We start from the raw sequence: 25,739 nt of genomic DNA on the forward strand, positions 1-25,739 counted from the left end.
AGGCGACCGAGGTGTGACCGGAGTAGACCAGCAGAGTGGAGGTGTTGGCGCCGTCTTCGGTGGCGTGGGTAAGAGCGGAGTGGCGTAACTGCTGCAGTGCCCACGGTCCGCCCGCACGTTGGGCATGGCGGTCTCGAAGCGTTCGGCGACCAGGGCGCGCAAGGCGATGCTGTAGACGCGGGCAGCGTTGGCGTTGGCGACCTGAGTGAGAAACGCACCCGCCGCTTCCAGCGCCAGAGCGGCCGACGGCGATTACAGGCGGTGGAGCGACCCCCCGGTGCCCTCCCACGGGCTATCGCAGACAAGCAACGAGAATCGCCCCGTTAAAGCGGGGTGTTCTCCCAGGACGGGATCGACGTCGCTCCAGACAATCATTCACTATCTGCGATAACAACCCTTAGCGTTCGATCTCGCAGAAATACCGGTCAGACGCCATGTTCTCTCATCCGCCGACCGCGAGCGCGGCCGCGACGGCGGGCGTCCCCGGCGTTCGACAACGACGTGATCATCTACGCTCGGTCGCTGTACGAGCGCGGCGTGGCCGTGCCCTACACCGCAGGGCTGACCAGCCCTGTTTGGTAAGCGATGACGACCAGTTGCGCACGGTCGCGCGCACCCAGTTTCGCCATCGCGCGACTGACATGGGTGCGCGCGGTGGCCGGACTGAGAAACAACTCGGCACCGATCTCATGGTTACTCAGGCCCTCCCCCACCAGGGCAAGCACTTGGCGCTCGCGCTCGGTCAGCACTGCGAGCCGGTCCTCCGCGGCACGGACAGCCGTTCGTCGCGCGGTGAACTGGCCGATAAGGCGTCGGGTGATCCGTGGTGCGAGCAGCGCGTCTCCGGCGGCGATCACCCGGATGGCATGCAGGAGTTCGGCAGGCCCGGCGTCTTTGAGCAGGAAGCCGCTGGCACCGGCCTGCAAGGCGTCGAAGACATAAGCGTCGGTGTCATAGGTGGTGAGGATGAGGACCCGGACCTGCTCCAAGCCGTGCGTCCCTGCGATCTGGGCGGTGGCCTGGATCCCGTCCACCTTGGGCATGCGGATGTCCATCAGCACGACGTCGGGGCGGATGGCGCGGGCCCGCTCGACGGCTTCGTGACCGTTGGTGGCTTCTCCCACCACGGTGATGTCGTCCTCAAGGTCGAGCAGAACCCTGAACCCGGATCGCACGAGACCCTCGTCGTCGGCGAGCAACACCTTGATCGGAGCGTTGGTCAACGGTGAGACGGCCGCTGTGTTCATAGGCTTGACCCGGTCGGTGTGAGGGGCAGTCGGGCCTTGACTTCGAACCCGCCGCCTGGAAGGGGCCCGGCGTCGAGTTCTCCGCCCAGCAGTTGACAGCGCTCGCGCATGCCGACGATCCCGCGGCCGGGTTCGGCCGAGTCGCCCGTGCCGCTCGGATGCCGGGCGGCACGGCGGCCTTCATCCGTCACGCGGATCTCCAAGGCGTCGATCCCGGGGCTCAGCGCTACGGTCACCCGAGTCGGACCGACGTGGCGGATCACGTTGGTGATCGATTCCTGAAGGATTCGGTAGGCGGCACCTCCCACCGCGCTGGGCAACGGCACCGAGGGCAAGGTCTCCTCAAGCGTGATGTCGAGTCCGGCCTCACGTGCCTTGGCGGCCAGTTCGTCGATCTGCCCCAGCCCGGGGTACGGCGCCCGCCCGTCACCGTCACCGTCGTCGTCACGGAGCACCCCGAGAATGGCCCGCATCTCCCGCAGCGCCCGGGAACTGGTCTGCTCGATGGTTCGCAGCGCCTCGCGCGCCACTTCCGGCCGCTTGTCGAGTACGTGCGCGGTGACACCGGACTGGACGTTGATGATCGCTATGGCGTGGGCGACGGTGTCGTGGACCTCGCGCGCGATCCGGAGCCGTTCGGCGTCCACACGCGCCCGCGCTTCCTCCTCGCGAGTCCGTTCGGCCAGCTCAGCGCGCTCCCTGGCTTCGGCCGCGATGACCTGTCGGGACCGGACGGACTCGCCAAGGGCCGCGCTCATGACCGACGCGCCGATCCGGAACCACACCCAGCCGATGGCGGCGCGTGGCTCGATGTCAGCCGCGGCGACCAGCCAGGCGATGGCGAGCACCGAAGTACCGACACCGGCGATCACCAGCGACCGGCGCCCGTCCCCATAGGCTGCCAAGGTGTACAGGGTGACGTAGAGCCCGAGCCAGCCAGGTCCGTCCGGGAAGTCAAGGCCGTAGTACACCAAGCTGGCGAGGGCGGTGGTGACGAACACCGGCAACGGCCATCGGCGGCGGGCGGCGACGGCCACGCCACTCACGACCAGCAGGACATATCCCAGGTTTCCGAGGTCGGTAAGGGGTCGCTGCACCACCTCGCCGGCGTTTCGGACGATCGTGCCCTGAACCTGCGTCACGGTGATGAAGAGCGCGAGCAATACCTCCTGCACCAGCGCAGGCAGACGCAACGACACCACGCGGTGTTTCATCCCGCGATCCTACGGTTCCCGCACATGAGACCACTCCGCCCAGATGCGCGACCGCATACGACGACGGATGTAGCCAGGCACGAGGTGTCTACGCGGAACTGCGTAGACACTGCCGTCCGCTGTCGGAGGCCGCGACCGCCTCGACGGCACGATGATCGATTCCGCGAGCGCTGAACACGCTACCGACAGAAAGGATCCTCATGTCCATCCGTCACTCGCTAGCCACCGCCGCAGCCGCCCTAATCGGAATCGTGGGACTCGCCACACCGGCAGCCGCGCACGTCCTGGTCCAGCCCGTCGGGGCTTACACCTTGACCTCCGGGCGTCTCTGGACTGTGGTGGCCGCTCTGCTGGGACTGCCCGGCGTAGTCATCGGCGGGCTGGCTCTGGCCCGCTCCGCCGGTCGTATCGGTGCCGGCACCGGGAGAAAAAGGGCCATCGTGGCCCTGGTGGCAGGGCTGGCCTGCATGGTCATCGGCGGGCTGGTCGTGGCCGCCGCCGAAGGTGGTCCCGGCACCGGCTACGGAATAGTCGGGGGCTTCGTGGATCTGGCGATCGGGCTGATCGCCGTGGTCCTCGGTGGGCTGGCTCTGGCACGCTCCCGTCGCACAGCCTGACCCGGCCCTGAGGCCGGGCCAGTGCCCGTGTCGTTCTTCAACGGCACCTCCTGGTTCGTGCTCGACCCCGGACGTGCCGTATCGGAACGATCACAGCTCCGAGAACAGCCTCTCCGTCTCGCGGGTGGGCCTCACTCCCAGCTCCTGCAGGCGCCCCCGTAGAAGTGTCGCCGTGTTTCGTGCCTGGTCGCGGCGGTTCAGGCGGAGTCGGAGGCGGATGATGCGCCGCCAGGCCTCCTCCGGGTCCGGGTTGAGGACGATGATCCGTTCGAGGACGTCGAGAGCGGCTTCCGGATCGTCCCGTTCCTGGAGTTCGGCGAGTCGGCTGAGCACGTCGGCCTGGATCCGCGTCTGAGGGCTGCGTCTCTCGTCGATCCACTCGCAGGTGAGCCCTTCGGCGAGCACCCCGCGACAGAGCTGAGAGCGATGACTCGCGCCACCTTGTCGCCGGCGGTACGGGCTGCGCTGGTCGCGTTCTGGAAGTCCCACAGGTCGACGCTCACCAGGTTGGAGTCGATGCGGTACGTCCGGCCGTGTGCCTTGACGAAGGGGGCATCGCGACGTCCCGTGTCCACGTAGCCGGTGGCCGATCTGAGGGCGTCTCTCAGATGGCGGAGGGGGTCGTGAACACCCACGTCCACCGCCTTCTCCGGCCACAGGGCGGCGCGGATCTCGTCACGCGTGGCTCCGTTCGGATGAAGGGCGAGGAAGACGAACAGCTGCAGTTGCAGACCGGTCAGCGGCACCGTCCCGGAACGGCCTCTGGCCTGGACGACCGGTCGGCCGAGAACCGACAGCCGAACGAGTTCGGGCCCGTCCCAGGCAGGATCTCCCAGCCCGGCGAAGGCCTCTTCATCGGCTTCTGCGTGGTCCTCGTGGGCGTCGGCAAGCTGCCGAAGGCAGTCGGCCGCATCCCGAACGGGGAGGCGAAAGAAGGAGGAGCCCTCGAAGCTGGCCGCCTTCGGTCCCTCGGCTGAGCCGACCCTGCCGTCCTCCCGCACATCGCATGTGGTCCCCGTCGGCCAGTTCCCCTTCAACAGCGCTCCGACGCCGCTCCGGTCGGCGGACATCAGGATCTCGGCGACACCCTGGTCGAAGAGCTCGTCGGGCACCGAGGTGACGAGCAGAACGGCAGGCAGTACCTCACCGGGATCGTCCCTTCTGAGGGCGTCGATGCCGTCGGCTCCCCGCTCGACGAGCATGCGGCTTCGGGTGAAGTGCGTCCCCACGAAACGGTCAACGGCGGCATCCGAAGATCTGGTGACGATCAGGCCCGGTACGGCCTTCAACTCCTCCGCGGAGACGGCGAACAGGCGCTGCCCGTCAGGGACTCTCAGAATGACCTCAACCCGGAAACGATCAGCCTGTCGCAGCAGATCCAGGACGATCACGCGGATCGCGTCGTCGGCTCCCGGACCGGTCAGACCGAGGCTCAGTCCTGCGGGCTGGATGTCGACACCGGTCCGGTCCTTACGGTGACCGACGACCAGTTCATCTGGGACATCGATGGAGAACGACTCCCGCATGAGGTCGGCGTCGGATGGCGGCTCCTCCTGCCTGTCCGCGTACGTTCGCAGGCGAGCATTGCGCATGGCCTTGACCACCGGAGGAGGTTCGGGTTCCGGCTCGATGGTTATCTCGGCGGAGGCCGATGGTGGAACACGACGGCGGCGACGGTGAAACCGGGAGGCGGCGTAGGCGGTGCTGAGTTCGGCCGCGAACGCCATGGAGACCACACCACCGGACGGCACCTCCACGGTGGGGAAGGTCTCGACGAGACGGCCGGTGATGGTGGTGCGATGGATGACTTGGATGCTTGCGGACGTATCGGGGTGTCCGGCCTTGATGGCTGTGGCGCGGGTGGCGCCTTATGGGCAGCCGTTCGCGATGACGGCATACGCAACCGCCAGCCGGGGTTGATGAGGTCAGGATCGGTGAAAACCTGCCCGTCAGCCTGCACCTTGTGGGCGTTGAGCTTCCAGATCCGTTCCCATCGCTGCGGGCTCCCCAGCTTGCGAGCCGCGATCTTCCATAGGGTGTCGCCGCTCCTGACCACATGCATTTGGTCGGCGATCTCAGGCGTGGGATCCGCCCGGGAGGGCTCGTGCACGACAGCGGCCACCGGGGCTGCGGACAGCTCCACCGGACCGGACAGCGAGCGGGCGTCGATCGGCAGGACCACGATGACCAGCGAACCGATCAGCCCCGCTGCCAATGCCTGCATCGGTCCGAGCATGGGGACGTGGATCTGCACGCCGCGGATGGCGGCGACGGTTTCGGCCAGCAACGAGACCGTGAACGCCGCCCAGAGCAACCACAACGGGCAGGCGAGAACCTTCAGCAGCATCTCTTCCGGGATCGGGCTCACAAGCGTGTTCTCAATGTCGCCCCACGAAGGAACCCGCTCCGGGAACGGCCAGCCTGCGAACCGCACCAGCATCGCGGGAACACCGGCTCCAATCATCAGAAGCAGGCTGGTCGCCGCGAGCATGCGGAGATCCTCAGCAGGCCGTTCACCTCAGCCTCCCCGTCACACCGCGCTGCGCCACCGCCGTCGCCCGCCTGACACCCGGAAGAATCGCACTCCGGCAAGGCCCAGGATCTGGGAGGGCTGAACAGCGTGGACGACCACCGTCACCGTCTCGCCGGAGACCTTCACCGTGGCGGTGTCCGGCGTCGCAGCGACATAGGCAAGAGCGGCGTTACGTGCTCGGGCCGGATCCAACCGGATTCTGCCGTCGCGCCGGTATGCCGCGAGGTCGAGCTGCTGTGCTCCCGACCGTGCGGCCTCCTGGGCCTCGTTGATCGCACGAACTCGGGCCCCGAGCGCCAGCCCGCCGTCCACGACGATTCCGGTCAGCAGGATCAACGCCCCGATGATGCCTGCCACGAATCCGCTCACCGCGACCTCCAGTAGTCGATCGGCACGACGAACGTCGATGTCAGAACAGTGGAACCCGGAGGACGGACCATCGCGAGATCGGTCATCCGCACCCGGCAGGTGACCGTCACGATGACGTTGCCACCCGGCCGGAAGGAACCGAGCCTCACGTTGACTTCGCGTCTGGCGCACGTGACGTGTCTGAAGGTGAGCGCTGCGGCGGGCAGCGGCTGACGCCGAACCCGGACTACGGGCGATCGACGCTGCCCGGGCGGCCTGGTGCGCGGCGTTGTTCACCTCCAGCCGGGCGGTGGCCAGGCGCCCCATGGCGACCGTGAAGAGCGCGAGCAGGACGAGCTCGCCAACCGTTGCCCCTCGATCCCGCCCGCCTGACGACCACGAGCGCCTTTTCCCAAGCGGCAGTCCACCGGGACGCTCCTGCCGACCTCCTGAGAATCGCCACCCGCATCCAGAGTCGTCCGGTAGCGGACCATCCGGCGATCGCAGTCGTCGATGGTCCGCCTGGCCGTCTCGACGGCGAGGCGGTCGGCCTCGCCGTTACGGGTGTCGAGCAGAGTCTCGACCGTTCGCTGGAGGTTGGCGGGTGTGAAGATCTGGCAGAGCCAGGGGTCCAGTTCGTCGAGGATCTGGTCCTCCCGGACGTAGACCGTGCGCGGGTGCTCGATCTTGTTGGCCAACGCGTACTCGGCCGGGAACCTGCACCGGTGGTGCGGGCGACCGTTGTTCCAGCTGCCTTCCATCCGTCGGGTGCAGACTCCGCAGTGCAGCAGGCCGCGGAGCATGTACGGACGCGGGGTCCTGCGCGGTTTCCGCTCCGTGGCGGGCCGTTCCCGCACGGACAGCAGAGCCTGGACCCGCTCGAATATCTCGGTGTCCACGAGCGGCTCGTGCACGACCTTCTCCGACCAGACCCACTGGCCGGCGGGGTTCCACTTGAGCTTGGTGATGTGCCCCTGCGTGACGTCGTACACGTCCAGCAGCTCTTCCTGCTCACGCTGCCTGTTCCACACCTGACGGCCGGTGTAGCGGGGGTTGAGGAGGATGGCCCGGACCGCCGACTTCGACCAGGCGATCCCGCTGCGATGACGGTTCCTGGCCCTGTCGTAGGCGGAGGGGCATGGGATGTCGTCCCTGGTGAGCCCCTCGGCGATCAGGTAGAGGCCCTGGCCGTGCAGGAACTCCCAGAAGATCCGCTCCACGACGGGAGCGGTCGCCGGATCCGGCTCCAACCGGCGCAGACGCTTGCCGTCGGCCGCCTTGCTCGGATCGGGATGCGGTCCGGCGTCCACGAGGCGGTAGCCGTACGGCGGGCGGCCCCCGAGGAAGCGCCCCTCGATCTTGGCCTGGGCTTCCATGGTGGTGCGCACACGCATCTAGATCCGGTTGCGCTCGCCCTTGCTGGTCCCGCCGAACATCAACATGATCAGCTCAATGGCCGCCTGGGGCCCGCTCATCCGGGCAGGCGCATGACGAACACGGTCAGCTCGCCCGGCGCGCTGGCCACCTCGACCGTCCCCCCGTGCGCCTCGGCGAGCTGCCGGACGATCGCCAGTCCCAGACCACTCCCGGTCCGGGAGCCGTCCGCCCGCCAGAACCGCTGGAAGACCTTGTCCAGATCGGCCGGTCCGATCCCCGTGCCGGTGTCGCTCACCTCGACCACCACCTGGCCGCGCTCCCGCCTGGCCTCGACCGCCACCCGGCCGCCCGGCGGCGTGTGCTGGAGCGCGTTCGACACCAGATTGCCGACCGCCTGGCGCAGCCGTACCGGATCGGCGATCAGCGTCACCTCGCCGTGCGCCCGCGCGGACAACGTCACCCCCGCCACCCTGGCCGGACCGCGATGCGCCGCGGCCACCTGCGCCAGCAACGCGACCAGATCCACCCGCTCCCGCTCCAGCCGGAACCGGCCCGCGTCGGCCGCCGCCAGCACCTGGAGATCCTCGATGGCCCGCTGCAGCAGCCCCGCCTCCTCCAGCAGCGAGGCGACCAGTTCGTCGTCCAGCTCGACCAGCCCGTCCCCGGCCGACTCCAGCAGGCCCCTGATGCAGGTCAGCGGGTTGCGCAGCTCGTGCGCGACGTCGCTGACCATCGCCTTGCGCTGCTCCTCCGCGCGCTCGCGCCGCTCCGACAGCTCGTTGAGCGCCATCGCCAGGTGACCGACCTCGTCACGGCTGCGGACGCTGACCCTCGGCTGCCGCCCGGTCGGATGCTGGGCGGCCCTGGTCAACGCCCGCAACGGCCTGACCAGCCGAACCGCGAACAGCGCCGTGACCGAGAGGGTGACCAGCAGCACCAGCAGCGAGACCCCGACGATCCGGGCGATGTTGGCGGGCGACAGATCGAAGGCCGGGTTCGGATCCGCGCCGGGAATCCCGACGAACAACAGGGCAGGGGGCGTGACGTACGGCAGCAGCTGATCGCGCCGCCCCTCGTCGACACACGCCTGGATCTTGGAATAGCTGACCTTCCGCTTTCCCGTGGTCCACGAGAAATCCGACTCGATACCGAGATAGGCCAGCTTGACGCCCTTGCGGCGCATACAGGTCTTGACCAGGCCGGTCAGCGTTTTCAACGCCGAGACCTCGGTCGGGGTGGGCCGTTCCATCTCGGGCGCCAGGCAGTAGAAGTCACCGTAGACCCCCGCGTCCACCGAGGCCCGGCCGCTGGCCAGGTCGGTCCGGCTCGCGGTCATCCCCATCCCGCGCAGGCATTTCACCCGCCAGTCGGCCAGTTTGCGCACCATCTTCCGCTCCCAGCCGGTCAGCCGGTACGGCCCGACGATCCGGGGGTCGATGGGCTTGCCCTTCTGCAGCGGGTCGATGGCCGCCGAGATCTGGGTGAGCGGCGGCGAGCCGGGCGACGAGTCGACGATCACCTCGCGCTCCCGGGTGGTCAGCACGATCCTGCGCCCGGTCCGACGAGCCAGTTCCCGGACGGTCTCCCGTACCCCGCTCCAGTCGGAATGGGTGACCGCATAGCCGCCCAGCGCGTCGTAGACGGCGGTGTCGTGCGCCAGGATCTGTCCCTGTTCCACCCGTATCGCCCGCGTCGTGGACTGGACGGCGAGCCACGCCGTGGCCCCCGTCGAGCCGACCGAGATCAACGCCGACATGGTCAGCAGCCGCGTCAGCAGGCTCCACCGCGGCGGGCCCTTACGACGCACCGGCGGCCAGTTTGTAGCCGACGGCGAAGACCGTCACCAGGTAGCACGGCCGCCGGGGATCGGCCTCGATCTTCCTGCGCAGGTTCATCACGTGCACGTCGATGGCCCGGTGGGTGGAGTCACGGCCGTATCCGCCGGTGCGCTCCAGGAGCTGTGCCCGGGTGAAGACCCGCCCGGGCTCTGCCGCCATGGCCAGCAGGATCTCGAACTCGTCCCTGGTGCACGGCACGCGGACGCCGCCGACGCTCACCTCGCGGCGTTCCTCGTCCACTTCGATCGCGCCGACCCGGCGTACCGTCCTGGTCCGCGCACCGCGCCGCAGCAGCGCGCGGACCCTGGCCCGCAGCTCGTGCGGACTGTACGGCTTGGTCATGTAGTCGTCGGCGCCCAGGTCGAGGCCGCGCAGCAGGTCCGCCTCGTCGGCGCGGGCGGTCAGCATCAGCACCGGCAGTTCCGGTTTGTCCCCCCGAAGCCGTCTGCAGACTTCGAGGCCGTCGAGTCCCGGCAGTGTGAGGTCGAGGAGCAGCAGGTCGGGCGGCGCGCTCCGCACGGCGTCCAGTGCCAGCAGGCCGTCGCGGACGATGGTCGAGGTGTGCCCATCGCTCTCCAGGTAGCGCCGGACGATGTCGGCCTGTTTGGCGTTGTCCTCGGCGATCAGCACATGAGCGCACACACGGCTGATCATAAAGCGTGGACCGGAGAAAAGTTACGTACTGACAACATTCTGACATTTGTTGCTCATCATCATCTTCATGCCAAATACCTGCAGAATCGCTATCGCGGCCCTGTTCTCCATGGCCGCGCCGACCGCCTTCCCCACCGCCCGTACGGCGGGGCGCCCCCAACTGCGCCTCAACATCCAGGAAGCCGAGTCCAACCGCCTGTTCCACGCCTGGTTCCGGTGCCTGCGCAACCACGGCGCCCCCTTCAACCGCGTCCCGGGCGCCAAGCGGATCCACCCTGCCACCTACCCGAGCCTGTACCCCAAGGCCATGAAGGCCTGCGAAGGCCGGCGACCCATCCACCCGCCCGAACTCAACTTCCGCGACCGGCTCCTGTGCATGAACGCCCCTGGCCTGAAGTCCCGCGCCGACCCCGGCGGCACGACCTGGAGCTACGGCCGCCCAGAACAGGCGGACGCCCCCCGGTGGAAGGCGGTCGAACGGGACTGCAAGGTCAAAGCGTTCTCGCCCTGACAATTTCCTAACAGCAGTCGGCAACCGTTGCCGCCATGACGCATCACTTACCCCCGGCCCCCGCCGTCCGCGGCGGGGGCGCTTTTCCGCGCCGGATGACGGCGATCGCGGCAGCCCTCATCATGATCATGTACGGGCTCGGCGTGCCCGGCAGCGCCGAGGCGCGCATGGCCTCCCCCAACGCGCCCTTTGCCGTGGTCTCGATGGGCGACAGCTTCATCTCCGGCGAGGCGGGTCGCTGGGCGGGCAACGCCAACACCCGTCAGTACGGCGGCGGCAACGCCTGGGACACCGACCGCGGCGTCAAGACCTACACCGTGGACAACAAGGACACCTCCGCGGGCACCGGCAACGGCTGCCATCGCTCCACCTCGGCCGAGATCACCGGCGTCCAGCTCTGGCAGACGAAAACGATCAACCTGGCCTGCTCGGGCGCCACCACCGACGATCTCCTCACCGACACCTTCAAGGGCGAACCCCCGCAGATCGACCAGCTCGACGAGGTCGCGCAGAACAACGACGTCAAGCTGATCGTCGTCTCCATCGGCGGCAACGACATCGGCTTCTCCGACATCATCAAGGCCTGCACCGTCTACTTCCTCGCTCCGAGCAACCCGCTCACCAAGGACTGCCCGGAGACCCACCAGGCGGCGTTGGACAACAGCCTGGGCACCCTCGGCTACAAGGTCGGCAACGTCCTGGACAAGATCCGATCGACGATGGCCGAACGGGGCTACACCTCCACCGAGTACCGCCTGGTCCTGCAGTCCTACCCCAACCCGATCGCGCTCCCCGAGGACAACCGCTACCCCGACGGTTCCGGCGGACCCTCCCACGACCGGTACGCCAAAGGCGGCTGCCCTTTCACCGACACCGCCTCCCGCTGGGCCGCCAAGACGATCCTCCCGGGGATCACCACTGTGCTGCGTAAGGCGGCGGCCGACCACGGCGCGGTCTTCTTCGACCTGTCACAGGCCGCTGAAGGACACGAGCTGTGCAGTAAGCGGGTCCGGCAGTCCACCGGAGCCGAGGGAGTCCCCTTCCATGACGCTGAATGGATCCGCTGGATCCCTTATGCGACGGGCCTGCCCGGCTCCCAAGGCGAGCAGCAGGAAGCCATCCACCCCAACTTCTACGGCCAGCAGGCGCTCGGCGACTGCCTCAACCAGCTCGTGCGGAAGCTGGACGCCAAGTTCACCGACTGGGGCTTCGGCTGCGGGACCCTGACGATCGGTGGCAAGACAATGATGAGCCTCTACCCGCTCCCGGATTCCACGGTTGGCGAGCCGGTGGAGCCGCGCCCGTTCGACCTCGCCTCACGGATCACCATCCGCGCCGCCGCGGACACCGACCGGCCCTACCTGTCCACCCCGGCCACGGGGGCCGGTACCAACGTCCCCGCCGAACTCCAGGCCAGACGAGCGAGCCCCGACGGCGATACGACACTCACGCACCCCGGTCAGGCCTGGTGGCTGGAGCGGGGAAGGACGAACGGCTGGCTGCTGATGTCCTCGACCGGCCAAGCCCTCGACGTAGAGGGCAATCGCGCCTATCTGCGCCAGCGAGGACACTGGGCCGACCCCTTCCAGAACTGGCAGTTCCACTCCGCGGGCCTCGGGGCGTACTGGCTGGTCAACGTCAAGAACCACACCTGCCTGACCATGCCGACCGGGCAGGACCCCGTCCCCAGAGTGGAGCAGTGCGTCGGATCCGACCGGCAGCGATGGCTTCTGGATGCCGCCTTCCATCCCGACCAGCCCCGCGCCGGGTTCCCGCCGTCCCCCGAGTTCGCCATCCTGGACCGAGCCGGCAGCCGAACATTGACCGCGACCAGCCAGACGCCCGTGCTCAGGGAACTCTCCGGCGAGCTCGCCTTCCCGCAGAACCAGGAACGCTGGATGATCGACGCGTCCGGAAGAGCCACCGGCGTGCACCTCGTCCACAAGGCCACCGGTCAATGCCTCACCGACCCGGGCTCTTCGGCGAACGTCCTCCTGGAGCCGTGCCGCTACGGTGACGCCGCCCAGTCGTGGAGCTACAACAACAGGCAGATCAGGCCCTCACGCTGGGCGGTGCTCGCTCCGGCCAGCCAAGAGAACCAGGCTCCGGTGAAAGCCAGCACCAGCCCCCAGGACCTGCTCGGCAGCACCTTCCGGATCTTCGGGCTCGACGCCAGACCTGTCAAGAACCCGATCCCCGACTCCGCCGTCAAAGGCGCCTACTCCTTTCTTCACAGAGCTCAGGACAAATGGGCGACGCCGGAAGAGATCAGCGTGCCGCCCAGCTACGAAGGCGGGTACTTCAGCGATCGCAGGTTCGGCCCCGACGGCTACGAGTCGTCCTTCACCTACGACAACGCCGTGATGATCTCCGCCTACCTGCACCGGGACATCGGCGACGACCGCCGCTACGCCACCCGGCTCGGGGAGGCCCTGCTGTACGCCCAGGAGAACGACAGCAATCCCGACGGCCGCATTCGTGCCTCCTACCTGCCCCGCCCCTTCGTCACCAGGACCGGCCAGCCGTACGTGGGCGGGTTCGCGGTCTACACCGGGCACATGGCCTGGGCCGGCATGGCCTTCGCCCGGCTCTACCACGTGACCGGCGAGGACCGATTCCTGCAAGGGGCGCTCAAAGCGGCGAACTGGATCGTCACGAACACCACCGCTGACGACTCCTTCGGCGGCTACCGAGGCGGCTACCGCAACGGCGACGAGAGTGGCGCCAACATGATCCGCATCCTGTGGAAGTCCACCGAGCACAACATCGACGTCGGCGCGTTCTTCGCCATGCTCGCCACCCTCACCGGCGACAAGACGTGGACGCTGCGCTCGGAGAAGGCCTTCTCCTTCGTCCGTCGCATGCAGGACGCCGACGGGCGGCTCTGGACCGGAACCACCGACGACGGCCAAACGCTCAACACCAGCTTCGTGCCCGGGGACATCCAGGTCTGGAGCTACCTGGCCACGCTCGACCCGCGCTACGCCCGCTCCATGGACTGGGCGGCGAAAAACCTGACCGCCACCCACGGCCCCTTCACCGGGCTCAGCTTCAGCAACGTGGACACCTCCAAGGTCTGGTTCGAGGGCACCGCGCATCTCATCGCCGCCTACCACCAGCGCAACGCGCCGGATGACGAGTACCGGGCGGGCCTGCTCCAAGCCACCCTGCTCACCGCCCAGCAGAGCGCCCCCAATGCCGACGGGCAGGCCATCGTCGCCGCCTCGGGTGACGGCCTCGGGGTCGACGGCGGCGGCGACTTCTACTACGCCTCACGGCACACCGGCGCCACCGCCTGGTTCCTGCTGGCCGCCCTCCACGGCAACCCGTTCAGGCTCTGACTCCATGCGCTCCTGACGACTTCCTGACAACTGTCGCCGATCGTTGACCGGCATGATTCTTCGACCACCGGCGGTCGTGGTCCGCAGGGCCACGACCGCCGCGACCGCGATCGTCCTGATCCTGTGCGGGCACAGCCTGCCCGGCAGGCCACACCGATCGCCCGGTTGAAGGTCCACACCCGTCGCTCCAACCCGGGCAAGCCGTCCAACATCTCCTGGGACCGGGCCTTCCCCCGTGAACGCGGACGCCTATTTCAGGCGGCAGACCTCAGGTATCCGTCGCCTTCTCGTAGTCGATCGGGCTGAGCCGGCCGAGCCGGGAGTGCCGTCGGACCGTGTTGTAGCGGGTGATCCAGCCGAACACGGCCAGGCGGGCGGTGCAGGCGATGGTCGTGCACTGGATCCGGCGCGTCCGGGCCGTGGTCGCGTTTCTGCCCGACCAGCGGAAGGCCGATCATCCGGCCGCTTCCGCCCGGTTCGAAGGACAGAAAACGTGATCAATGGAGTGTTACCTCAGCCGGCCATGCCCTCATCGCGATCATGCACGAGGTCGTCAGCGCTCGTAGAAGATCTTGTCACCGGCGCCGTTGTGGTTCTCCACGACTAACTGGTCATGCCGCGAGGTGTTCCACATGGGTGGGAGTGGCGAGGTTACCCAGGCGGAGCAGCCCACTCCTACGGTTGGCCCATGACCACCGAACGCGCCACGGCGCTGACCGATCTGATGGACAAGGAGGAACTCCGCGGCCTGCTGGTCCGGGGTTGGCGAGCTCTGGACCACAAGGACTACGACACCTGGATCGGGTGCTGGACCGAGGACGCCGAACTGGCCTTCGGCCCCTGGGAGCCTCTGCACGGCGCCCGCACCATCAAGGCGACGGTGATCGAGGCGGAGGATTCCTACGCCGCGATGTTCCACTACCTGCTCAACACTCACTTCGAGATCGACGGTGACCGCGCCACCGGCGTCGGCTACATGTTGTTCGTCGGCGTCCCCGACACCGCTGAGGCGGGTGCTCATTTCGACATGGGCGGCTCTTACACCTGGGAGTTCGTCCGTGCCGACGCCGGTTGGCGGGTCGCCAGGCAGCACCTGACCATGTCCTGGACCTCGGGCGTCGACAGTCTTGGATCCTTCTCGTGACCGCCGGTCCGCTGGCCGCTTTCCTGCGGGCCAGGCGCGCCGCCGCCGACCCTCAGGAGCACGGCCTGCCCGTGGGGCAGCGCCGTACGCCGGGGTTGCGCCGGGAGGAGGTCGCCATGCTGGCCGGAGTGTCGACCAACTACTACATCCGGCTGGAGCAGGGTCGTGACCGCCGCCCCTCGGCCCAGGTCGTCGAAGCCTTGGCCGTGGCGCTCGGGCTGAACCCGGACGCCGCCGACCACCTGCGTACCCTGGCCGCCCCCACGCCACGGCGGCCTCGCCCCGGCAAGGGGGAGTACGCCGACGCGTCGCTGATACAGCTCATGGACGGCTGGCATACCAATCCCGCCCTCATCTTCGACCGGTACCTCAACCAGCTGGCCGCCAACCCGCTCGGCGAAGCGTTGTTCTCCTGGGCGGGAGAGCAGGACAACCTGGTCAAGGCGGTCTTCCTCCTCCCCGCCGCCCGTGCCTTCTACCTTGACTGGCCGATGATCGCCGAGAGCTGCGTCGCGGCACTGCGCGCCGGCACCGGGCACGATCTCGATGATCCCGCCCTGGTGGCGCTGGTCGGCGAGCTGTCGTTGAAGAGCGCCGACTTCGCCCGCCTGTGGGCGCGTCACGACGTGCGCAACAAGGTCTCCGAGATCAAACGCTTCGACCACCCCGTGGTCGGGGAGCTGGAGCTGAGCTACCAGTCCCTGACCGTCAACTCCAGCCCCGGCCAGCAACTGATCGTCTACCAGGCCGACCCGGGCAGCCCCGCGGCCACCGCCTTGGCCCTGTTGGGTAGCCACCATGCGAGCACCACTACATCGGCTACCGCCGAGAAGGAGCACTTATGAGCGTCTGGTTCGTCACCGGAGCCTCCCGCGGCTTCGGCCGTGAGATCGTCATCGCCGCGCTGGAGGCCGGTCACCAGGTGGTGGCCACCGTCCGCGACCCCGGCACCGATCGTCTTCCCCAGGGGTACGGCGAGCGCCTGCTGACCACCCGTCTCGATGTCACCCACAGCAGGCAGGTCGAGGCGGCCGTGGCCGAGGCGGTGACTGCTTTCGGCCGCATCGACGTGCTGGTCAACAACGCCGGGTACGGCCTGCTCGGCGCGGTGGAGGAGACTTCGGATGCGGAGGTGCGCCGCCTGTTCGACACCAATGTCTTCGGACTGCTGTCCGTCACCCGCGCGGTCCTGCCGATCATGCGTGGCCAGGGCGCCGGCCACGTCATCAATCTGTCCAGCGTCGCGGCCATCTCCACCGTGGCCGGGCTGTCGGCCTATGCCGCCACCAAGCACGCGGTGGAGGGCATCTGCGAGGCGCTGGCGGAGGAGGTCCGCCCGTATGGCGTGAAGGTGACCTCGGTGCAGCCCGGCAGTTTCCGCACCGATTTCCTCAACACCACCAGCTTCCGGCATGCCGAACGTCCCCTGTCCGCCTACGACGGCACCGTCCGCGCTCTGGCCGCTCATCTGGAGGACAGGCGCGGCAACCAGCCTGGAGATCCGGTGGCGGCCGCCGAGGCGATCATCTCGATCGTGGACGCCGACCAGGCACCCGCGAAGCTACCACTGGGCAGCGACTGCGTAGCGGTGCTGGACGGCGTGCTGCGCGCCCGGGCCGAAGAGCTGGCCGTCTGGCGTGAGCTGGCCACCTCCACCGACTACGGCGCTGCCTGAAGCGATCCACAAGGGCGACCACTGCCACGATCGCCCTGGTGAGCTCGGCCCCGTCGACCCCGGTGGGGCGAGCGGGAGCCTGGCTGGAGATGCCCAGCTCGATGGTCCGCAGATCGACGCCGTATTCGCAGGCGACGCCGACCGCCGTGGCGTCGCCGGTGACCCCGGCCCCGCCGATGCCGGCACAGGATGTCGCGACCTCATCGCGGCGCGGCCCCGGTGTCCAGCAGTGTGTACCACCGGGAAATCTGACCTCTTCGGGGCGCACGTGGCCTGGCACGCAGCGCACCGCCGATATCTAGGGGAGCTTGTCCACGGCTTCCGTCTCGGATGGCGTCACCGGCGCGACCGGTACGGTCAGCGCGGGAACGGCATGGCCGGGCTCGCCGTACAGGCGGCCGGCGAGCTGGCCGTGCAGGGTCGTCAGCCGCTCGATCCGCTCGCCCAGAACGGTCAGCCGGTCCTGGGCCACTCGCATCGCGGTGCCGCACACCTCGGTGTCGACGACCGTGAAGGTCGCGGGCACGGGCCGGTCGAGTAACTCGGCGAACAGGCGGATGTCCTCCACGGTGAATCCGACTCCCTGCAGTTCGCGGATGTTGCGCACCCGGGTGATGTCGTCCTGGCTGTAGTCGCGGTACCCGGCCGCGGTGCGCGGTGCCTGAAGCAGTCCTTCTTGTTCGTAGTAGCGCAGCGCCCGCGTCGTGGTGCCCGCAGCGCGTGCCGCCTGCCCGATCCGCACTCTTGACCCCCGCTCTACAGCTTCACCACGACGGTACCGGTGTGCGCACCGTCCAGGAGCCCGGCGAGTGCGGCGCCGGTCTGCTCCAAGCCGTGGAAAGCCGTGTGCGGCACGGCCAGTAGGCCCTGTCGCGACCATGCCCCGATCTCTCGCTCCGCCCTCTTCAGCGCCGCGGGGTGGTCGCGCGGGGTGAACCCACGCAGGGTGATCCGTTTGGCGATCAGCGTCGTGAGATCGATCTCGACCTGGTTCCTGTGGGAGTCCAGAGTGCCGATCGCCATGATTCGCGCGCCGGGATTGGCGACCTCTATGACGGCCCGCGTCTGTGCTCCGCCCGTCAGGTCCAGGTACACGTCCACGCCTTCGGGCGCGGCATGGTGCAACGCCGCGACCAGATCCGTCTCCGTCCGGTCGAAGGCCGCGTCGAATCCCGCCTGTCCGGTCAGCCACGACAGCTTCCCCGCCGAGGCGCTGCCCACCACCCGACCGGATCCCAGCCGCCTGGCCAGGGTGCCCACCACCGAGCCGATCGACCCGGCGGCGCTGGAGACGAACACCGTCTCTCCTGCGCTCAGTCCCACCGTCGTCAGCGCGGCATGGGCCAGCTCGGCCTGTGCCAGCCCCAGCACGGGATCGACCCCGGCGGGCAGCACCCGCACCCGCGCGGTGTCGAGTACGGCATGCTCCCTCCAGCCCAGCGGGTGGGCGACCAGCGTGCCCGGCGGCAGCTCACCGGCGACGACCTCACCGACGGCCGGCCCCCACAGCGCCTTTCCCTCCTGGTAGGCCTGCATGCCGGGAGCACCACCCGTCAGCAGCAGTCCCATCGCGGCCCGCAGCCCGATCATCCGATTGCGGACCAGCACCTGCTCCGGCCCCGGAGCCTCCAGCACCGTCTCGACGATCTCCAACCGCCCTTTGGCGACCAGGCGCACCTCGCGTGTTCGCGTCATGCGGCCGACGCTAAACCTTGACCTGGACGTCAAGGTCAACCCCGCGGCCGCCCCGACGAAGCCCGCGGTAGCCGTACCAGCGATCACACCACCACTGACTACCTCGACCGCACCTTCGTCGAGGCCTGCACCCGCCACCACGGCGGCGTGATCCTCCACCGCCGAAGCCGATCCCGTCCGTCGGTGGCTACGGTTCGACGTTCAGCCCGAGGGCCGTGGCGATGGCAACGGCCTGGGTGATGTCGACGCGAGCGCGGCCGAGTCGCACCACGAGGGGATCCAGCGTGGACAGGTCGCTGCCGCGTAGGTCGGCGCGGGTGAAGTCGGCGCTGTGCAGCAGCGCTCCGGACAGGTCCACGTTGCGCAGGGTGGCGCCTTCGCAGCGGGCTCCGGTCAGGTCCGCCTCGCGCATGCGCGCATCGACGAAGGACGCCGAGCCCAGGGGTGCCCCTGGCAGGCCGGTCAGCGACCAGTCCCCTCCCTTGACCTTCAGCAGGTCGAAGGTGCACCGGTCGAACATGCTGCCGACGAGCTTGCAGCGGGTGAAGGTCGCGTCGAAGAAGGAGCTGTTGGTGAAGGTGCAGTTGAGGAACGCGCTGTCGGTGTAGGTCGAGGCGTTGAAGCGGGCGGAGCGGAATGTGCACTCGACGAAGACCGCTCCATCGCCGGTTGATTCGGTGAGGTCCACCTCGCGGAAGGCCACGCGTTCGTAGACCCGGCCCGACAGGTCCTCGCTGTCCCAGTCGGCGAACTCGATGGCCGAGGTGGTCGGCGGGGCGGGGACTCCGTGCACACGGTCGGCCATGACATCCTCCAAAGATCAAACATGTGTTTCCCTGTGGGGCCGGACGCGCCGGGGCCAAGACCACCCGCGCGTCCGCACCGCCCATCCACCGCGCCGGACAGCTGCTACCGCAGGTGGCGAGCTGGCCTCAGCCGCACAGACAGGCGCGAGCGAACTCGATGGCCGGGACGCACCGGCTCGCCGTACGGCGAAGGTGACTGTCTGCCCCCCGGCGCCTGGATGGCCCGGTGGCGTGCGGAGCAGCCGGTCCTCCAGCAGACGGCGAGATCCCGCGGGTACGGCAGGACCCGTCGTTCCAATCCGAGCCGGCCAGATCCGTCAGCCGACGGGTGTCGGCCCGACGGCAGGCAGATCGTCGAGGTCGCTCCGCACCTCAGCGATACGGAACGGGGCGATCCGATGCGTCATGTGATCTTATTTTTTGATTGATCGCACGTTCAATATACACGAACGGCGACGGATGGATACTCGGCGTCAGAGTATGTTGAAAGACGGTTCACTCTCAGATCCCGAGGAGGGCGATGCCCAGAACCCCCGAGGCATCGGCCGCCGTTCGTGAAGCCACCCGCGCCCGTATCCGCAAGGCGGCGGTGCTGCTGATGGCCGAGCAGGGTTACCACGCCACCACCCTGCGACAGGTCGCCGCCCGGGCCGGAGTGGCCAGCGGTCTGCCCTCGCACTACTTCGGCAGCAAGGACGGCCTGCTCCTCGACGTGGCCAACAGCTGGCGCGACCGGACCCGCGCCGCGCTGGCGGCGTTGGCCGCTCCCCCTGGCGCGGAACCCGCCGCCGCATTGCGCCTGTTGGTCCGCTCGGCGCTCCTGGGCCTGGACGTTTCCCCCGAGGAGGTCGAAGAAGGGCGTGCGGTCTCGGCCCTGCTGGCCGACCCCCAGGCGCGGCAGGTCCTGCGCGCCGCGCAAGCCGACGAGGAATCGGTCGACCTTCTCGACTCCCTGGCCCAGGCTCTGCGGGACTGCCATTCGCCCGATCCTGAAGGAGATCGCCTCCTCCTGCTCGCCGGGATCCGCGGCGGGCTGTCCCTGGCTGCCGAAGATGCGAGCTTCCCACTCCGGGACCTCGAGGAGGTCCTCCTGTCCCGCGTGCTGCGCACGCAATCCGCCGCTGGGGATTCCCTTCGGCGGTGACGTCGGAAGCGGGTCGATGTCGTTGTCGTGCGGACGGCGAACGGCCTTGAACTGCGGGAACACCACAGATGGCGGCCGGCGGGACCGGCCTTACCGGCGGGCCAGGACCGGTGAGTGCCGTCGGCGTCGGCGCCCGGTTCCGCGGTTCACCGTAGCCCCAGGCCGGAGCGGTCCCGGACCGCTCCGACCACGGCGATCCGGGCGCTGCACACCGACGCACCGTCCGCAAACCGCATCGCCATCTGCACAAGCGCGCCAAGGGCTCCACCGTCGAGGAGGGAGCCGTGCGGGGCTGGTCCTTGCCGCGGCCGCCGTCCGCGGGCGTCCCTGGCAGCGGAAGAACCCCCGGCGGATGACGTGGCCGGGGGTTCTTCACGTTCTGGATGCCGGACGGGCGCCGTCGGACCCGGGTGATGGGGACGACTCCGATCCGACGATGTGCGGGTTTGCGTGCCTGGCCACCGTCCCCGCACCGGAACCTCGGTGAGCGCCGGATTTTTACCACACCCCGGTTGAACGTGGTGTTGGACGCCGGTTCCGCGTGCGGCGCGTGGTCCTGTTCGTTCGGGGTGGGGTCAGTGGGAGCTGCCGAGCGCGAGCAGGCCCTCAAGGGAGGGTATCCGGCGTGGGACGTTTCCGAGAGTGATGTCGGTCAGGCTCTGGTAGGAGTAGCCGTTGATGTTGACGTAATCGGAGGAGTTGGCGGAGCCTGCCCGGCTCCGGTAGGCCAGGCGGGACAGTCGACTCCAGTTGTTCTCAAGTGCGAGCCCGAACCCGCCGAGCGTGGTCTGCCGTCCCCCGTTCTCGTCGATGTGGGAGCCGTAGTGGAGGACGGTCTGGATACGCCTTCGGATCCACCCGGAGCGCACGGCCTCGGAGGTCGCCGCGATGATGTTGGCGAGGCGCAGGCGGTGGTTGTTCTGGGTGGCGGCCGTGAAGTTAATCATTTCGTAGAAGTAGTGGTAAAGGTCGGCGGTCGTGAAATGGGCGTTGCCGCGGTTTCCCTGGGCGTCCAATTCGCCGTAGCTACTGGAGTAGCCGAGGACGTCGAACGCCAGGTTGCCGGCTCTGTAGTGCCGGATGAACTCCCTCATCAGGGAGTCGGGGGTATCTCTGAACTGGTAGTTTTGGCCCCGGACGGTGAAGCCCTCCAAGTAAAGGTTGGAGGAGCGGAAGTACAGGCTGAGGAAGTGGTCGCCGTTGTTCTCTATCTGCAGCTCGATGTAGTGATCGTCCACCGTCTCCGTCTCCCAGTACCTGTTCCTCACCTCCTCTCCAGCGAGGTCACGGAGGTCGTTCAGCATCTCGCCGTAGGACTGCGCGGCGCCCAGCCCGCCATCGTTGAGGGTGTCGATGTCCCAATTCATTATCGTCCACCGCGACGTGGTGTCCGCGTTCGCCGGGCCCGCCGCCCCGACCTGGACCAGACCCAGGACGCAGGTCAGGGAAAGAAGGATCGAGCCCAGCCGCTGTGCGATCTTTTGTTTACCGAAACCAACCATGTGCCGCATACCTCCGTAGGATTCTTCTTCTGAGATTTCAAGGTGGGCACCTTTTGGAAATCCCGGGAAACACGGAACCGGAAATTCCTCCCCTGTTTCCGGAAAACCGGTGATAAGTTTCCCGGCGAAGGGGGGAGCACGTTTTCGGGAGTCCTACTTACCGGCGTACAGCGCCCGCCACACCTCGTCGTAGGAGCCCTCGCAGGTCCAGACGCCGATCGGCTTGAAGTCGGAGTCGTGGGTGAGGCAGTTGTCGGCGTCGAGGCGGACGATCCACTGGTTGTCGCCCTTGTCGATGATCTCCCACTTCTGATCGCGGGCTCCGGTCCAGGTGCGGGCCTCCGCGGTGTAGTCCGCCCTCCTGGACAGGGCCAGCCCTTCCGCGTTGACGATCTTCCACTGGTTGCGCCCCGAGGCGAGCTGCTCGATGCTCCACTTGCTGTTCGGGAGGCCGTGGATGGCGCTGATCACCTGGCTGCCGCTGGCCGTGCCGCTCGCGGCGACGCCGAGCCCGTTGGAGGCGAGCAGGAAGTAGGAACCGTTGGTCGGGCCAGGCGCGGAGGTGTAGTCGTACCAGCTGAAGTCCTGGTTGGCCTTGTCACGATCCTTGGCCGAGCCGCACCCCCACAGGTGGAGCTTCTTCCCGGGCTTGGTGGTGCCGCCGGGGATGTCGACGCAGAGGTCCTTGCTGTGGTCCAGCGGGCTGCCGATGTTGCGCAGAGTGCCGCTGACATTGTGGTACCAGCGTTGCCTGGGATCCCTGCCGTCGCAGGGCGCGGTGATGAGCTGGGCTCCGACGGCGAGTTCCGTGCTGCTGAGGCAGTGGTTGTCGGGGCCGACGACACGGATGCCGTTGTAGGTCCACTTCTGACCGGAACCGCCGGCCTTGCAGGTGCCCAGCTGTACGGCGTGGTTGCTCGTCTCCAGGCAGGAGATGCGGTCCGCGTCCGAGGCGAGCTGCTTGGTGATGGAGTTGCTCCGGCGCGCGGAGAAGGTGACATTGCCGCCCGAGCGGTCGAACGCGCCACCGAAGGCCCAGTTCATGTAGCCGCCGTCACCCTTGTTGACGAAGGTGGAGGCGCCACGGAAGATCCAGATGCGGAACCAGTCACGGCTGGTCCAGCCCTTGGGGTCGTGCACCAGCTCGTAGTCGACGTCCATCAGGACCTCGGTCATGTCGGCCTTGTAGTCGTTCCTGAACCAGGGGACCTCCCAGGAGTCGGTCCCCTTGTACTTGAAGACCATGACGTTGTAGCCGGGGAAGGCGTCCATCGCGTAGTCGACCACGCTCTGGGTGAACTTCTCGTTCTCCTGCTGCTGTTTCAGGGAGGCCCCGCGCCAGCCGGAGACCAGAGTCAGGATCGACTTCATCAGCTCGGTGTAGCAGTCGCCTCCGCCGGTTGCGGGAGGCAGGTCACACCAGCCCGACGGCGTGTAGTTCCCGAGGATGGGCGTGGGGACATCGGCCGAGGCGGGCAGCGCGGTGAACACGAGCGCCCCAATGGCCAGGCAGGCGGTCACCAGCCGTTTGAGATGCGAGAACACAGATCTCCTTGGATCGTTTGCGATGCGCCAAAGAAGAACCCCTCCGTGTACAAATCGGACCATGTTCACAAATCCCACACCAGGAAGAACCGCAGGAAGGATGATGGGAAGAATCGCGATCTTCCTCTTGCGGGTGAGGAGGATCGGGCTGCCGAGGAGGCCAGGTGTCGACCGATCCATCGCGTTCCTTCGCCGCTCTGCTGCGCGCTCACCGGTACGCGGCCGGACTCACCATCGAGGAACTGGCCGAGGCGTCGGCGCTCAGCGGCAGAGCGATCGGCGACATGGAGCGCGGCCGTAGCAAAGCCCCCAGGAGTCGCTCGGTGGAGGCGCTGGCCGACGCGCTCGGGCTGGACGCCGAGGCGCGGCGTGAACTGATCGACGCCGCCAAGGCCGGTCGCCCGTCGCCGCGCCCCGCCCCCGGGACGCGCCTGTTCGAGTTGCCGCGCAGTGTCGGCGATTTCACCGGCAGGAGCGCCGAGCTGGCCAAGCTGCGGGAGCTGGCGGCGCTGTCCGCGCCCGGCGGCGGCAGTCCCGTCGTGGCCGTACTCTCCGGCCTGCCCGGACTCGGCAAGACAACGCTCGCCCTGTGGACCGCTCACGCCCTGACCAGCCACTTTCCCGGCGGCAGCACCTTCCTCGACCTGCGGGGGACGGACAAGGTGCCGCTCGGCGTCGTGGCGGCGCTGACCCGGCTCCTTCACGTGTTAGGGGTGGAGCACAGCCGCATCCCGCGCGGCGCGGAGGAGCTCACCCGGCTGTACCGGTCGCTGACCAGGGAACGCAGAATGCTGCTCGTCCTGGACAACGCCGCCGACGAGGCTCAGGTACGGCCGCTGCTGCCCGCCTGCGGTAGCTGCATGATCGTGGTGACCAGCCGCCGTCCGCTGGCAGGCCTGGAGTCGGTGCACCGGATGGAACTGGACACGCTGCCGCCGTCCGAGGCGGTCGAGCTACTCACCAGGATCATCGGCGAGCACAGGTCGGCGGAGGATCCGCAGGCCACGGCGCAGGTGGCGGCCCTGTGCGGGAACCTGCCGCTCGCACTGCGCATCGCCGGCAACCGGCTGGCCAGCAGGCCGGGCTGGACCGTGGCCCATCTGGGTGATCGTCTGGTCGACAACGACCGCCGCCTGACCGCGCTGGTCGCCGGTGACCTCAGGGTCGACGTCGTCTTCGAGCTTTCCTACAGTCAGCTCTCGCCCGTCGCGGCGGCCGTGTTCCGGCTGCTGTCTCTGGCTCCCGGGGGTGGCTTCGCCGTACCGCTCGCCTCTGTCCTCGTCGGGATCGACGAGGAGGAGACGACGGCGGTGCTGGAAGAACTGGTCGACCTGAGCCTGCTGCAGGCGACCCACTCTGACCGCTACCGCTTCCACGACCTGATGCTGCTATTCGCCCAGGCGAGGTTACGCGCGGAGGAGCCGGTCGAGCGGGTACGGCAGGCGGAGGAGCGCATGCGCGCCTGGTTGCTGCACACCGCGATCGGAGCGGGACAGCTGTTCAGCCCCTCCCCTGTCCGGGCCGTGCTGCCGGACACCGCGTTGCGTTTCTCCCTGCGTGAGCCCGCCGCCGCCTGGCTGGACACCGAGGTCGACGCCTGGCTCGCCGCCGTCGGCTCGGCGGCGGCGGACGGCGAGCACCAGCTGGTCCTGGACGTCGCCGAGGCCATGCACTGGTTCTCCGACCTCCGCGGCCACTGGCCACACTGGCTGACGCTGTTCTCCCTGTCGACGCGGGCCGCTCGCGCGCTCGGCTGCCGCCGCCAGGAGACCGTGCATCTGAACTACTGCGCCTGGACGCTCACGTACTGCCTGGGCCGCCACCGCGAGGGCCTCGAACACGCCGCCCGCGCGTTCGCCCTCGCCGGGCAGGTGGGCGACCTCCGCGAGCAGGCCTGGGCCCTGTTCTACCAGGGCGGCGCCCACCTCTCACTCGCCCGCCGGCCCGAGGCCTGCCCCCTGGGGACGGAGCGGGAGCACCTGGAACGCGCGGCCGAACACTTCAACTTCGCTTCCCGGTTCTTCGTCCGGTCGGGCGACTTCCTCGGCCACACGGTGGCGGCACGTAAGTTCGGCGAGGTACTACGCGAACTGGGAGACCCGGTGACGGCCCTGCTGGTGCATACCGGCCTCCTCGGGATCTACCTCACCGGGAGGCCCGAATTTCCCGCCACGCAGTGGGACCTAGGCGTGGGCCTGTGCCTGCAAGACATCGGGGACGACCTGGCCGCTCAGGGCCGCTGGCAGGAGGCGGCCGACCACTACCACCGGGCCCTGCCGTACTTCAGTGCCGCGGGCAATGTCTCGATCATGGCGTTGCTGCTGTACTCCCTCGGCCGTGCCTGCACCGAGATGGCCGACCATCCGCAGGCCCGAGACCATCTGGAGCAGGCCATGACCCTCTTCACCGAGACCGGCGACCTGAACGGGCAGAGCCGGGTACGCCAGGCCCTGGACGACCTTTGACACTATGGGGCCCTTCGCTTCATGACACCTACGGTGCCTTTCTCGACGTCAACGCGGACCCGCCCCGCCCACGGGGAGTGGAA

24 protein-coding genes and 1 pseudogene are annotated in these 25,739 nt (G+C 68.3%); 10 read left to right on the forward strand and 15 right to left on the reverse strand.

Annotated features, from left to right (window positions below):
- Nucleotides 1–548: 548 nt before the first annotated feature.
- Both ABZ470_RS29295 and ABZ470_RS29300 read right to left on the reverse strand, forming a co-directional pair.
- Nucleotides 549–1,247 (reverse strand): response regulator transcription factor, encoded by a 699-nt coding sequence (locus ABZ470_RS29295; protein WP_362915413.1) that lies wholly within the window; start codon nt 1,245–1,247, stop codon nt 549–551.
- Nucleotides 1,244–2,461 (reverse strand): sensor histidine kinase, encoded by a 1,218-nt coding sequence (locus ABZ470_RS29300; RefSeq protein ID WP_362915415.1) that lies wholly within the window; start codon nt 2,459–2,461, stop codon nt 1,244–1,246. The genes ABZ470_RS29295 and ABZ470_RS29300 overlap by 4 nt, the downstream gene beginning before the upstream one ends.
- A 251-nt stretch (nt 2,462–2,712) precedes the next feature.
- Here ABZ470_RS29300 and ABZ470_RS29305 point away from each other — a divergent pair, with 251 nt between their 5' ends.
- On the forward strand, nt 2,713–3,078 hold the full coding sequence (locus ABZ470_RS29305; protein ID WP_362915418.1) for a DUF6223 family protein: 366 nt from the start codon (nt 2,713–2,715) through the stop codon (nt 3,076–3,078).
- A 90-nt stretch (nt 3,079–3,168) separates the two neighbouring features.
- Here ABZ470_RS29305 and ABZ470_RS29310 read toward each other — a convergent pair whose 3' ends face one another.
- Complete coding sequence (locus tag ABZ470_RS29310; RefSeq protein WP_362915420.1) at nt 3,169–3,735, reverse strand: bacterial transcriptional activator domain-containing protein; 567 nt, start codon at nt 3,733–3,735, stop codon at nt 3,169–3,171.
- On the opposite strand from ABZ470_RS29310, the gene ABZ470_RS29315 reads away from it, so the two are divergent.
- Nucleotides 3,702–4,055 (forward strand): hypothetical protein, encoded by a 354-nt coding sequence (locus ABZ470_RS29315; RefSeq protein WP_362915422.1) that lies wholly within the window; start codon nt 3,702–3,704, stop codon nt 4,053–4,055. The genes ABZ470_RS29310 and ABZ470_RS29315 overlap by 34 nt on opposite strands.
- A gap of 656 nt (nt 4,056–4,711) precedes the next feature.
- Here ABZ470_RS29315 and ABZ470_RS29320 read toward each other — a convergent pair.
- From ABZ470_RS29320 to ABZ470_RS29345, 6 genes are all read right to left on the reverse strand, one after another.
- Entirely contained in the window at nt 4,712–5,569 is an 858-nt protein-coding gene (locus ABZ470_RS29320; RefSeq protein WP_362915424.1) for a LysM peptidoglycan-binding domain-containing protein, read from the reverse strand.
- A 39-nt stretch (nt 5,570–5,608) separates the two neighbouring features.
- Complete coding sequence (locus ABZ470_RS29325; RefSeq protein ID WP_362915426.1) at nt 5,609–5,980, reverse strand: pilus assembly protein TadG-related protein; 372 nt, start codon at nt 5,978–5,980, stop codon at nt 5,609–5,611.
- The gene (locus tag ABZ470_RS29330) at nt 5,977–6,129 is read right to left on the reverse strand and encodes a hypothetical protein (RefSeq protein ID WP_362915428.1); all 153 of its coding nucleotides are present in this window, start codon (nt 6,127–6,129) and stop codon (nt 5,977–5,979) included. The genes ABZ470_RS29325 and ABZ470_RS29330 overlap by 4 nt, the downstream gene beginning before the upstream one ends.
- Before the next feature lie 123 nt (nt 6,130–6,252).
- The gene (locus tag ABZ470_RS29335; protein ID WP_362915430.1) at nt 6,253–7,353 is read right to left on the reverse strand and encodes a recombinase family protein; all 1,101 of its coding nucleotides are present in this window, start codon (nt 7,351–7,353) and stop codon (nt 6,253–6,255) included.
- Nucleotides 7,354–7,430: 77 nt separating this feature from the next.
- Nucleotides 7,431–9,143 carry a HAMP domain-containing sensor histidine kinase gene (locus ABZ470_RS29340; RefSeq protein ID WP_362915432.1) on the reverse strand — a complete coding sequence of 571 codons (1,713 nt, stop codon included), beginning with the start codon at nt 9,141–9,143 and terminating at the stop codon, nt 7,431–7,433.
- Nucleotides 9,133–9,816, reverse strand: coding sequence for a response regulator transcription factor (locus ABZ470_RS29345; protein WP_362915434.1), 684 nt, complete (start codon nt 9,814–9,816; stop codon nt 9,133–9,135). Before ABZ470_RS29345 ends, ABZ470_RS29340 begins: the two co-directional genes overlap by 11 nt.
- A 79-nt stretch (nt 9,817–9,895) precedes the next feature.
- Between ABZ470_RS29345 and ABZ470_RS29350 the strand changes: the two genes are divergently transcribed.
- Nucleotides 9,896–10,339 (forward strand): hypothetical protein, encoded by a 444-nt coding sequence (locus ABZ470_RS29350; protein ID WP_362915436.1) that lies wholly within the window; start codon nt 9,896–9,898, stop codon nt 10,337–10,339.
- A 35-nt stretch (nt 10,340–10,374) separates the two neighbouring features.
- On the forward strand, nt 10,375–13,680 hold the full coding sequence (locus tag ABZ470_RS29355) for a hypothetical protein (protein ID WP_362915438.1): 3,306 nt from the start codon (nt 10,375–10,377) through the stop codon (nt 13,678–13,680).
- Nucleotides 13,681–13,948: 268 nt separating this feature from the next.
- Here the strand turns inward: ABZ470_RS29355 and ABZ470_RS29360 are convergent.
- Nucleotides 13,949–14,056 (reverse strand): annotated as a pseudogene (locus tag ABZ470_RS29360) (IS3 family transposase); the annotation flags it as partial.
- Between ABZ470_RS29360 and ABZ470_RS29365 the strand changes: the two are divergent.
- The 4 genes from ABZ470_RS29365 (at nt 14,028) to ABZ470_RS29380 (ending at nt 16,499) form a co-directional block, all read left to right on the forward strand.
- The gene (locus ABZ470_RS29365; protein ID WP_362915441.1) at nt 14,028–14,177 is read left to right on the forward strand and encodes a hypothetical protein; all 150 of its coding nucleotides are present in this window, start codon (nt 14,028–14,030) and stop codon (nt 14,175–14,177) included. The pseudogene ABZ470_RS29360 and the gene ABZ470_RS29365 sit on opposite strands and share 29 nt — an antisense overlap.
- A gap of 191 nt (nt 14,178–14,368) precedes the next feature.
- Nucleotides 14,369–14,824, forward strand: a complete 456-nt coding sequence (locus ABZ470_RS29370) for a nuclear transport factor 2 family protein (RefSeq protein WP_362915443.1) — start codon at nt 14,369–14,371, stop codon at nt 14,822–14,824.
- On the forward strand, nt 14,821–15,669 hold the full coding sequence (locus ABZ470_RS29375) for a helix-turn-helix transcriptional regulator (RefSeq protein ID WP_362915445.1): 849 nt from the start codon (nt 14,821–14,823) through the stop codon (nt 15,667–15,669). The genes ABZ470_RS29370 and ABZ470_RS29375 overlap by 4 nt, the downstream gene beginning before the upstream one ends.
- Nucleotides 15,666–16,499, forward strand: a complete 834-nt coding sequence (locus tag ABZ470_RS29380) for an oxidoreductase (RefSeq protein WP_362915447.1) — start codon at nt 15,666–15,668, stop codon at nt 16,497–16,499. The genes ABZ470_RS29375 and ABZ470_RS29380 overlap by 4 nt, the downstream gene beginning before the upstream one ends.
- A 298-nt stretch (nt 16,500–16,797) precedes the next feature.
- Here ABZ470_RS29380 and ABZ470_RS29385 read toward each other — a convergent pair whose 3' ends face one another.
- The 3 genes from ABZ470_RS29385 to ABZ470_RS29395 all read right to left on the reverse strand — a co-directional run bounded on the left by ABZ470_RS29385 (nt 16,798) and on the right by ABZ470_RS29395 (nt 18,999).
- Entirely contained in the window at nt 16,798–17,241 is a 444-nt protein-coding gene (locus ABZ470_RS29385) for a MerR family transcriptional regulator (RefSeq protein WP_362915449.1), read from the reverse strand.
- A gap of 14 nt (nt 17,242–17,255) precedes the next feature.
- A complete protein-coding gene (locus ABZ470_RS29390; RefSeq protein WP_362915451.1) occupies nt 17,256–18,194 on the reverse strand; it encodes an NADP-dependent oxidoreductase in 939 nt (312 codons plus the stop codon).
- Nucleotides 18,195–18,381: 187 nt separating this feature from the next.
- A complete protein-coding gene (locus ABZ470_RS29395; protein WP_362915453.1) occupies nt 18,382–18,999 on the reverse strand; it encodes a pentapeptide repeat-containing protein in 618 nt (205 codons plus the stop codon).
- A 521-nt stretch (nt 19,000–19,520) separates the two neighbouring features.
- Here ABZ470_RS29395 and ABZ470_RS29400 point away from each other — a divergent pair.
- On the forward strand, nt 19,521–20,144 hold the full coding sequence (locus ABZ470_RS29400; RefSeq protein ID WP_362915455.1) for a helix-turn-helix domain-containing protein: 624 nt from the start codon (nt 19,521–19,523) through the stop codon (nt 20,142–20,144).
- A 575-nt stretch (nt 20,145–20,719) separates the two neighbouring features.
- On the opposite strand, the gene ABZ470_RS29405 is transcribed toward ABZ470_RS29400, so the two are convergent.
- Nucleotides 20,720–21,655 (reverse strand): ribosome-inactivating family protein, encoded by a 936-nt coding sequence (locus ABZ470_RS29405; protein WP_362915458.1) that lies wholly within the window; start codon nt 21,653–21,655, stop codon nt 20,720–20,722.
- Nucleotides 21,656–21,799: 144 nt separating this feature from the next.
- Entirely contained in the window at nt 21,800–23,191 is a 1,392-nt protein-coding gene (locus ABZ470_RS29410) for an RICIN domain-containing protein (protein WP_362915460.1), read from the reverse strand.
- A 164-nt stretch (nt 23,192–23,355) separates the two neighbouring features.
- On the opposite strand from ABZ470_RS29410, the gene ABZ470_RS29415 reads away from it, so the two are divergent.
- Entirely contained in the window at nt 23,356–25,656 is a 2,301-nt protein-coding gene (locus ABZ470_RS29415; protein ID WP_362915462.1) for a tetratricopeptide repeat protein, read from the forward strand.
- Nucleotides 25,657–25,739 lie beyond the last annotated feature (83 nt).

The organism is Streptosporangium sp. NPDC020072 (assembly GCF_040631445.1).
In the GTDB taxonomy this organism is placed as follows: Bacteria; Actinomycetota; Actinomycetes; order Streptosporangiales; family Streptosporangiaceae; genus Streptosporangium.

What these genes read in the sequence shown, in the direction of transcription:
- ABZ470_RS29295 (WP_362915413.1), bottom strand. Translation starts at nt 1,247, where the DNA reads ATGAACACAGCGGCCGTCTCACCGTTGACCAACGCTCCGATCAAGGTG.
- ABZ470_RS29300 (WP_362915415.1), bottom strand. Translation starts at nt 2,461, where the DNA reads ATGAAACACCGCGTGGTGTCGTTGCGTCTGCCTGCGCTGGTGCAGGAG.
- ABZ470_RS29320 (WP_362915424.1), bottom strand. Translation starts at nt 5,569, where the DNA reads ATGCTCGCGGCGACCAGCCTGCTTCTGATGATTGGAGCCGGTGTTCCC.
- ABZ470_RS29335 (WP_362915430.1), bottom strand. Translation starts at nt 7,353, where the DNA reads ATGCGTGTGCGCACCACCATGGAAGCCCAGGCCAAGATCGAGGGGCGC.
- ABZ470_RS29350 (WP_362915436.1), top strand. Translation starts at nt 9,896, where the DNA reads ATGCCAAATACCTGCAGAATCGCTATCGCGGCCCTGTTCTCCATGGCC.
- ABZ470_RS29355 (WP_362915438.1), top strand. Translation starts at nt 10,375, where the DNA reads ATGACGCATCACTTACCCCCGGCCCCCGCCGTCCGCGGCGGGGGCGCT.
- ABZ470_RS29370 (WP_362915443.1), top strand. Translation starts at nt 14,369, where the DNA reads ATGACCACCGAACGCGCCACGGCGCTGACCGATCTGATGGACAAGGAG.
- ABZ470_RS29380 (WP_362915447.1), top strand. Translation starts at nt 15,666, where the DNA reads ATGAGCGTCTGGTTCGTCACCGGAGCCTCCCGCGGCTTCGGCCGTGAG.
- ABZ470_RS29390 (WP_362915451.1), bottom strand. Translation starts at nt 18,194, where the DNA reads ATGACGCGAACACGCGAGGTGCGCCTGGTCGCCAAAGGGCGGTTGGAG.
- ABZ470_RS29395 (WP_362915453.1), bottom strand. Translation starts at nt 18,999, where the DNA reads ATGGCCGACCGTGTGCACGGAGTCCCCGCCCCGCCGACCACCTCGGCC.
- ABZ470_RS29400 (WP_362915455.1), top strand. Translation starts at nt 19,521, where the DNA reads ATGCCCAGAACCCCCGAGGCATCGGCCGCCGTTCGTGAAGCCACCCGC.
- ABZ470_RS29405 (WP_362915458.1), bottom strand. Translation starts at nt 21,655, where the DNA reads ATGCGGCACATGGTTGGTTTCGGTAAACAAAAGATCGCACAGCGGCTG.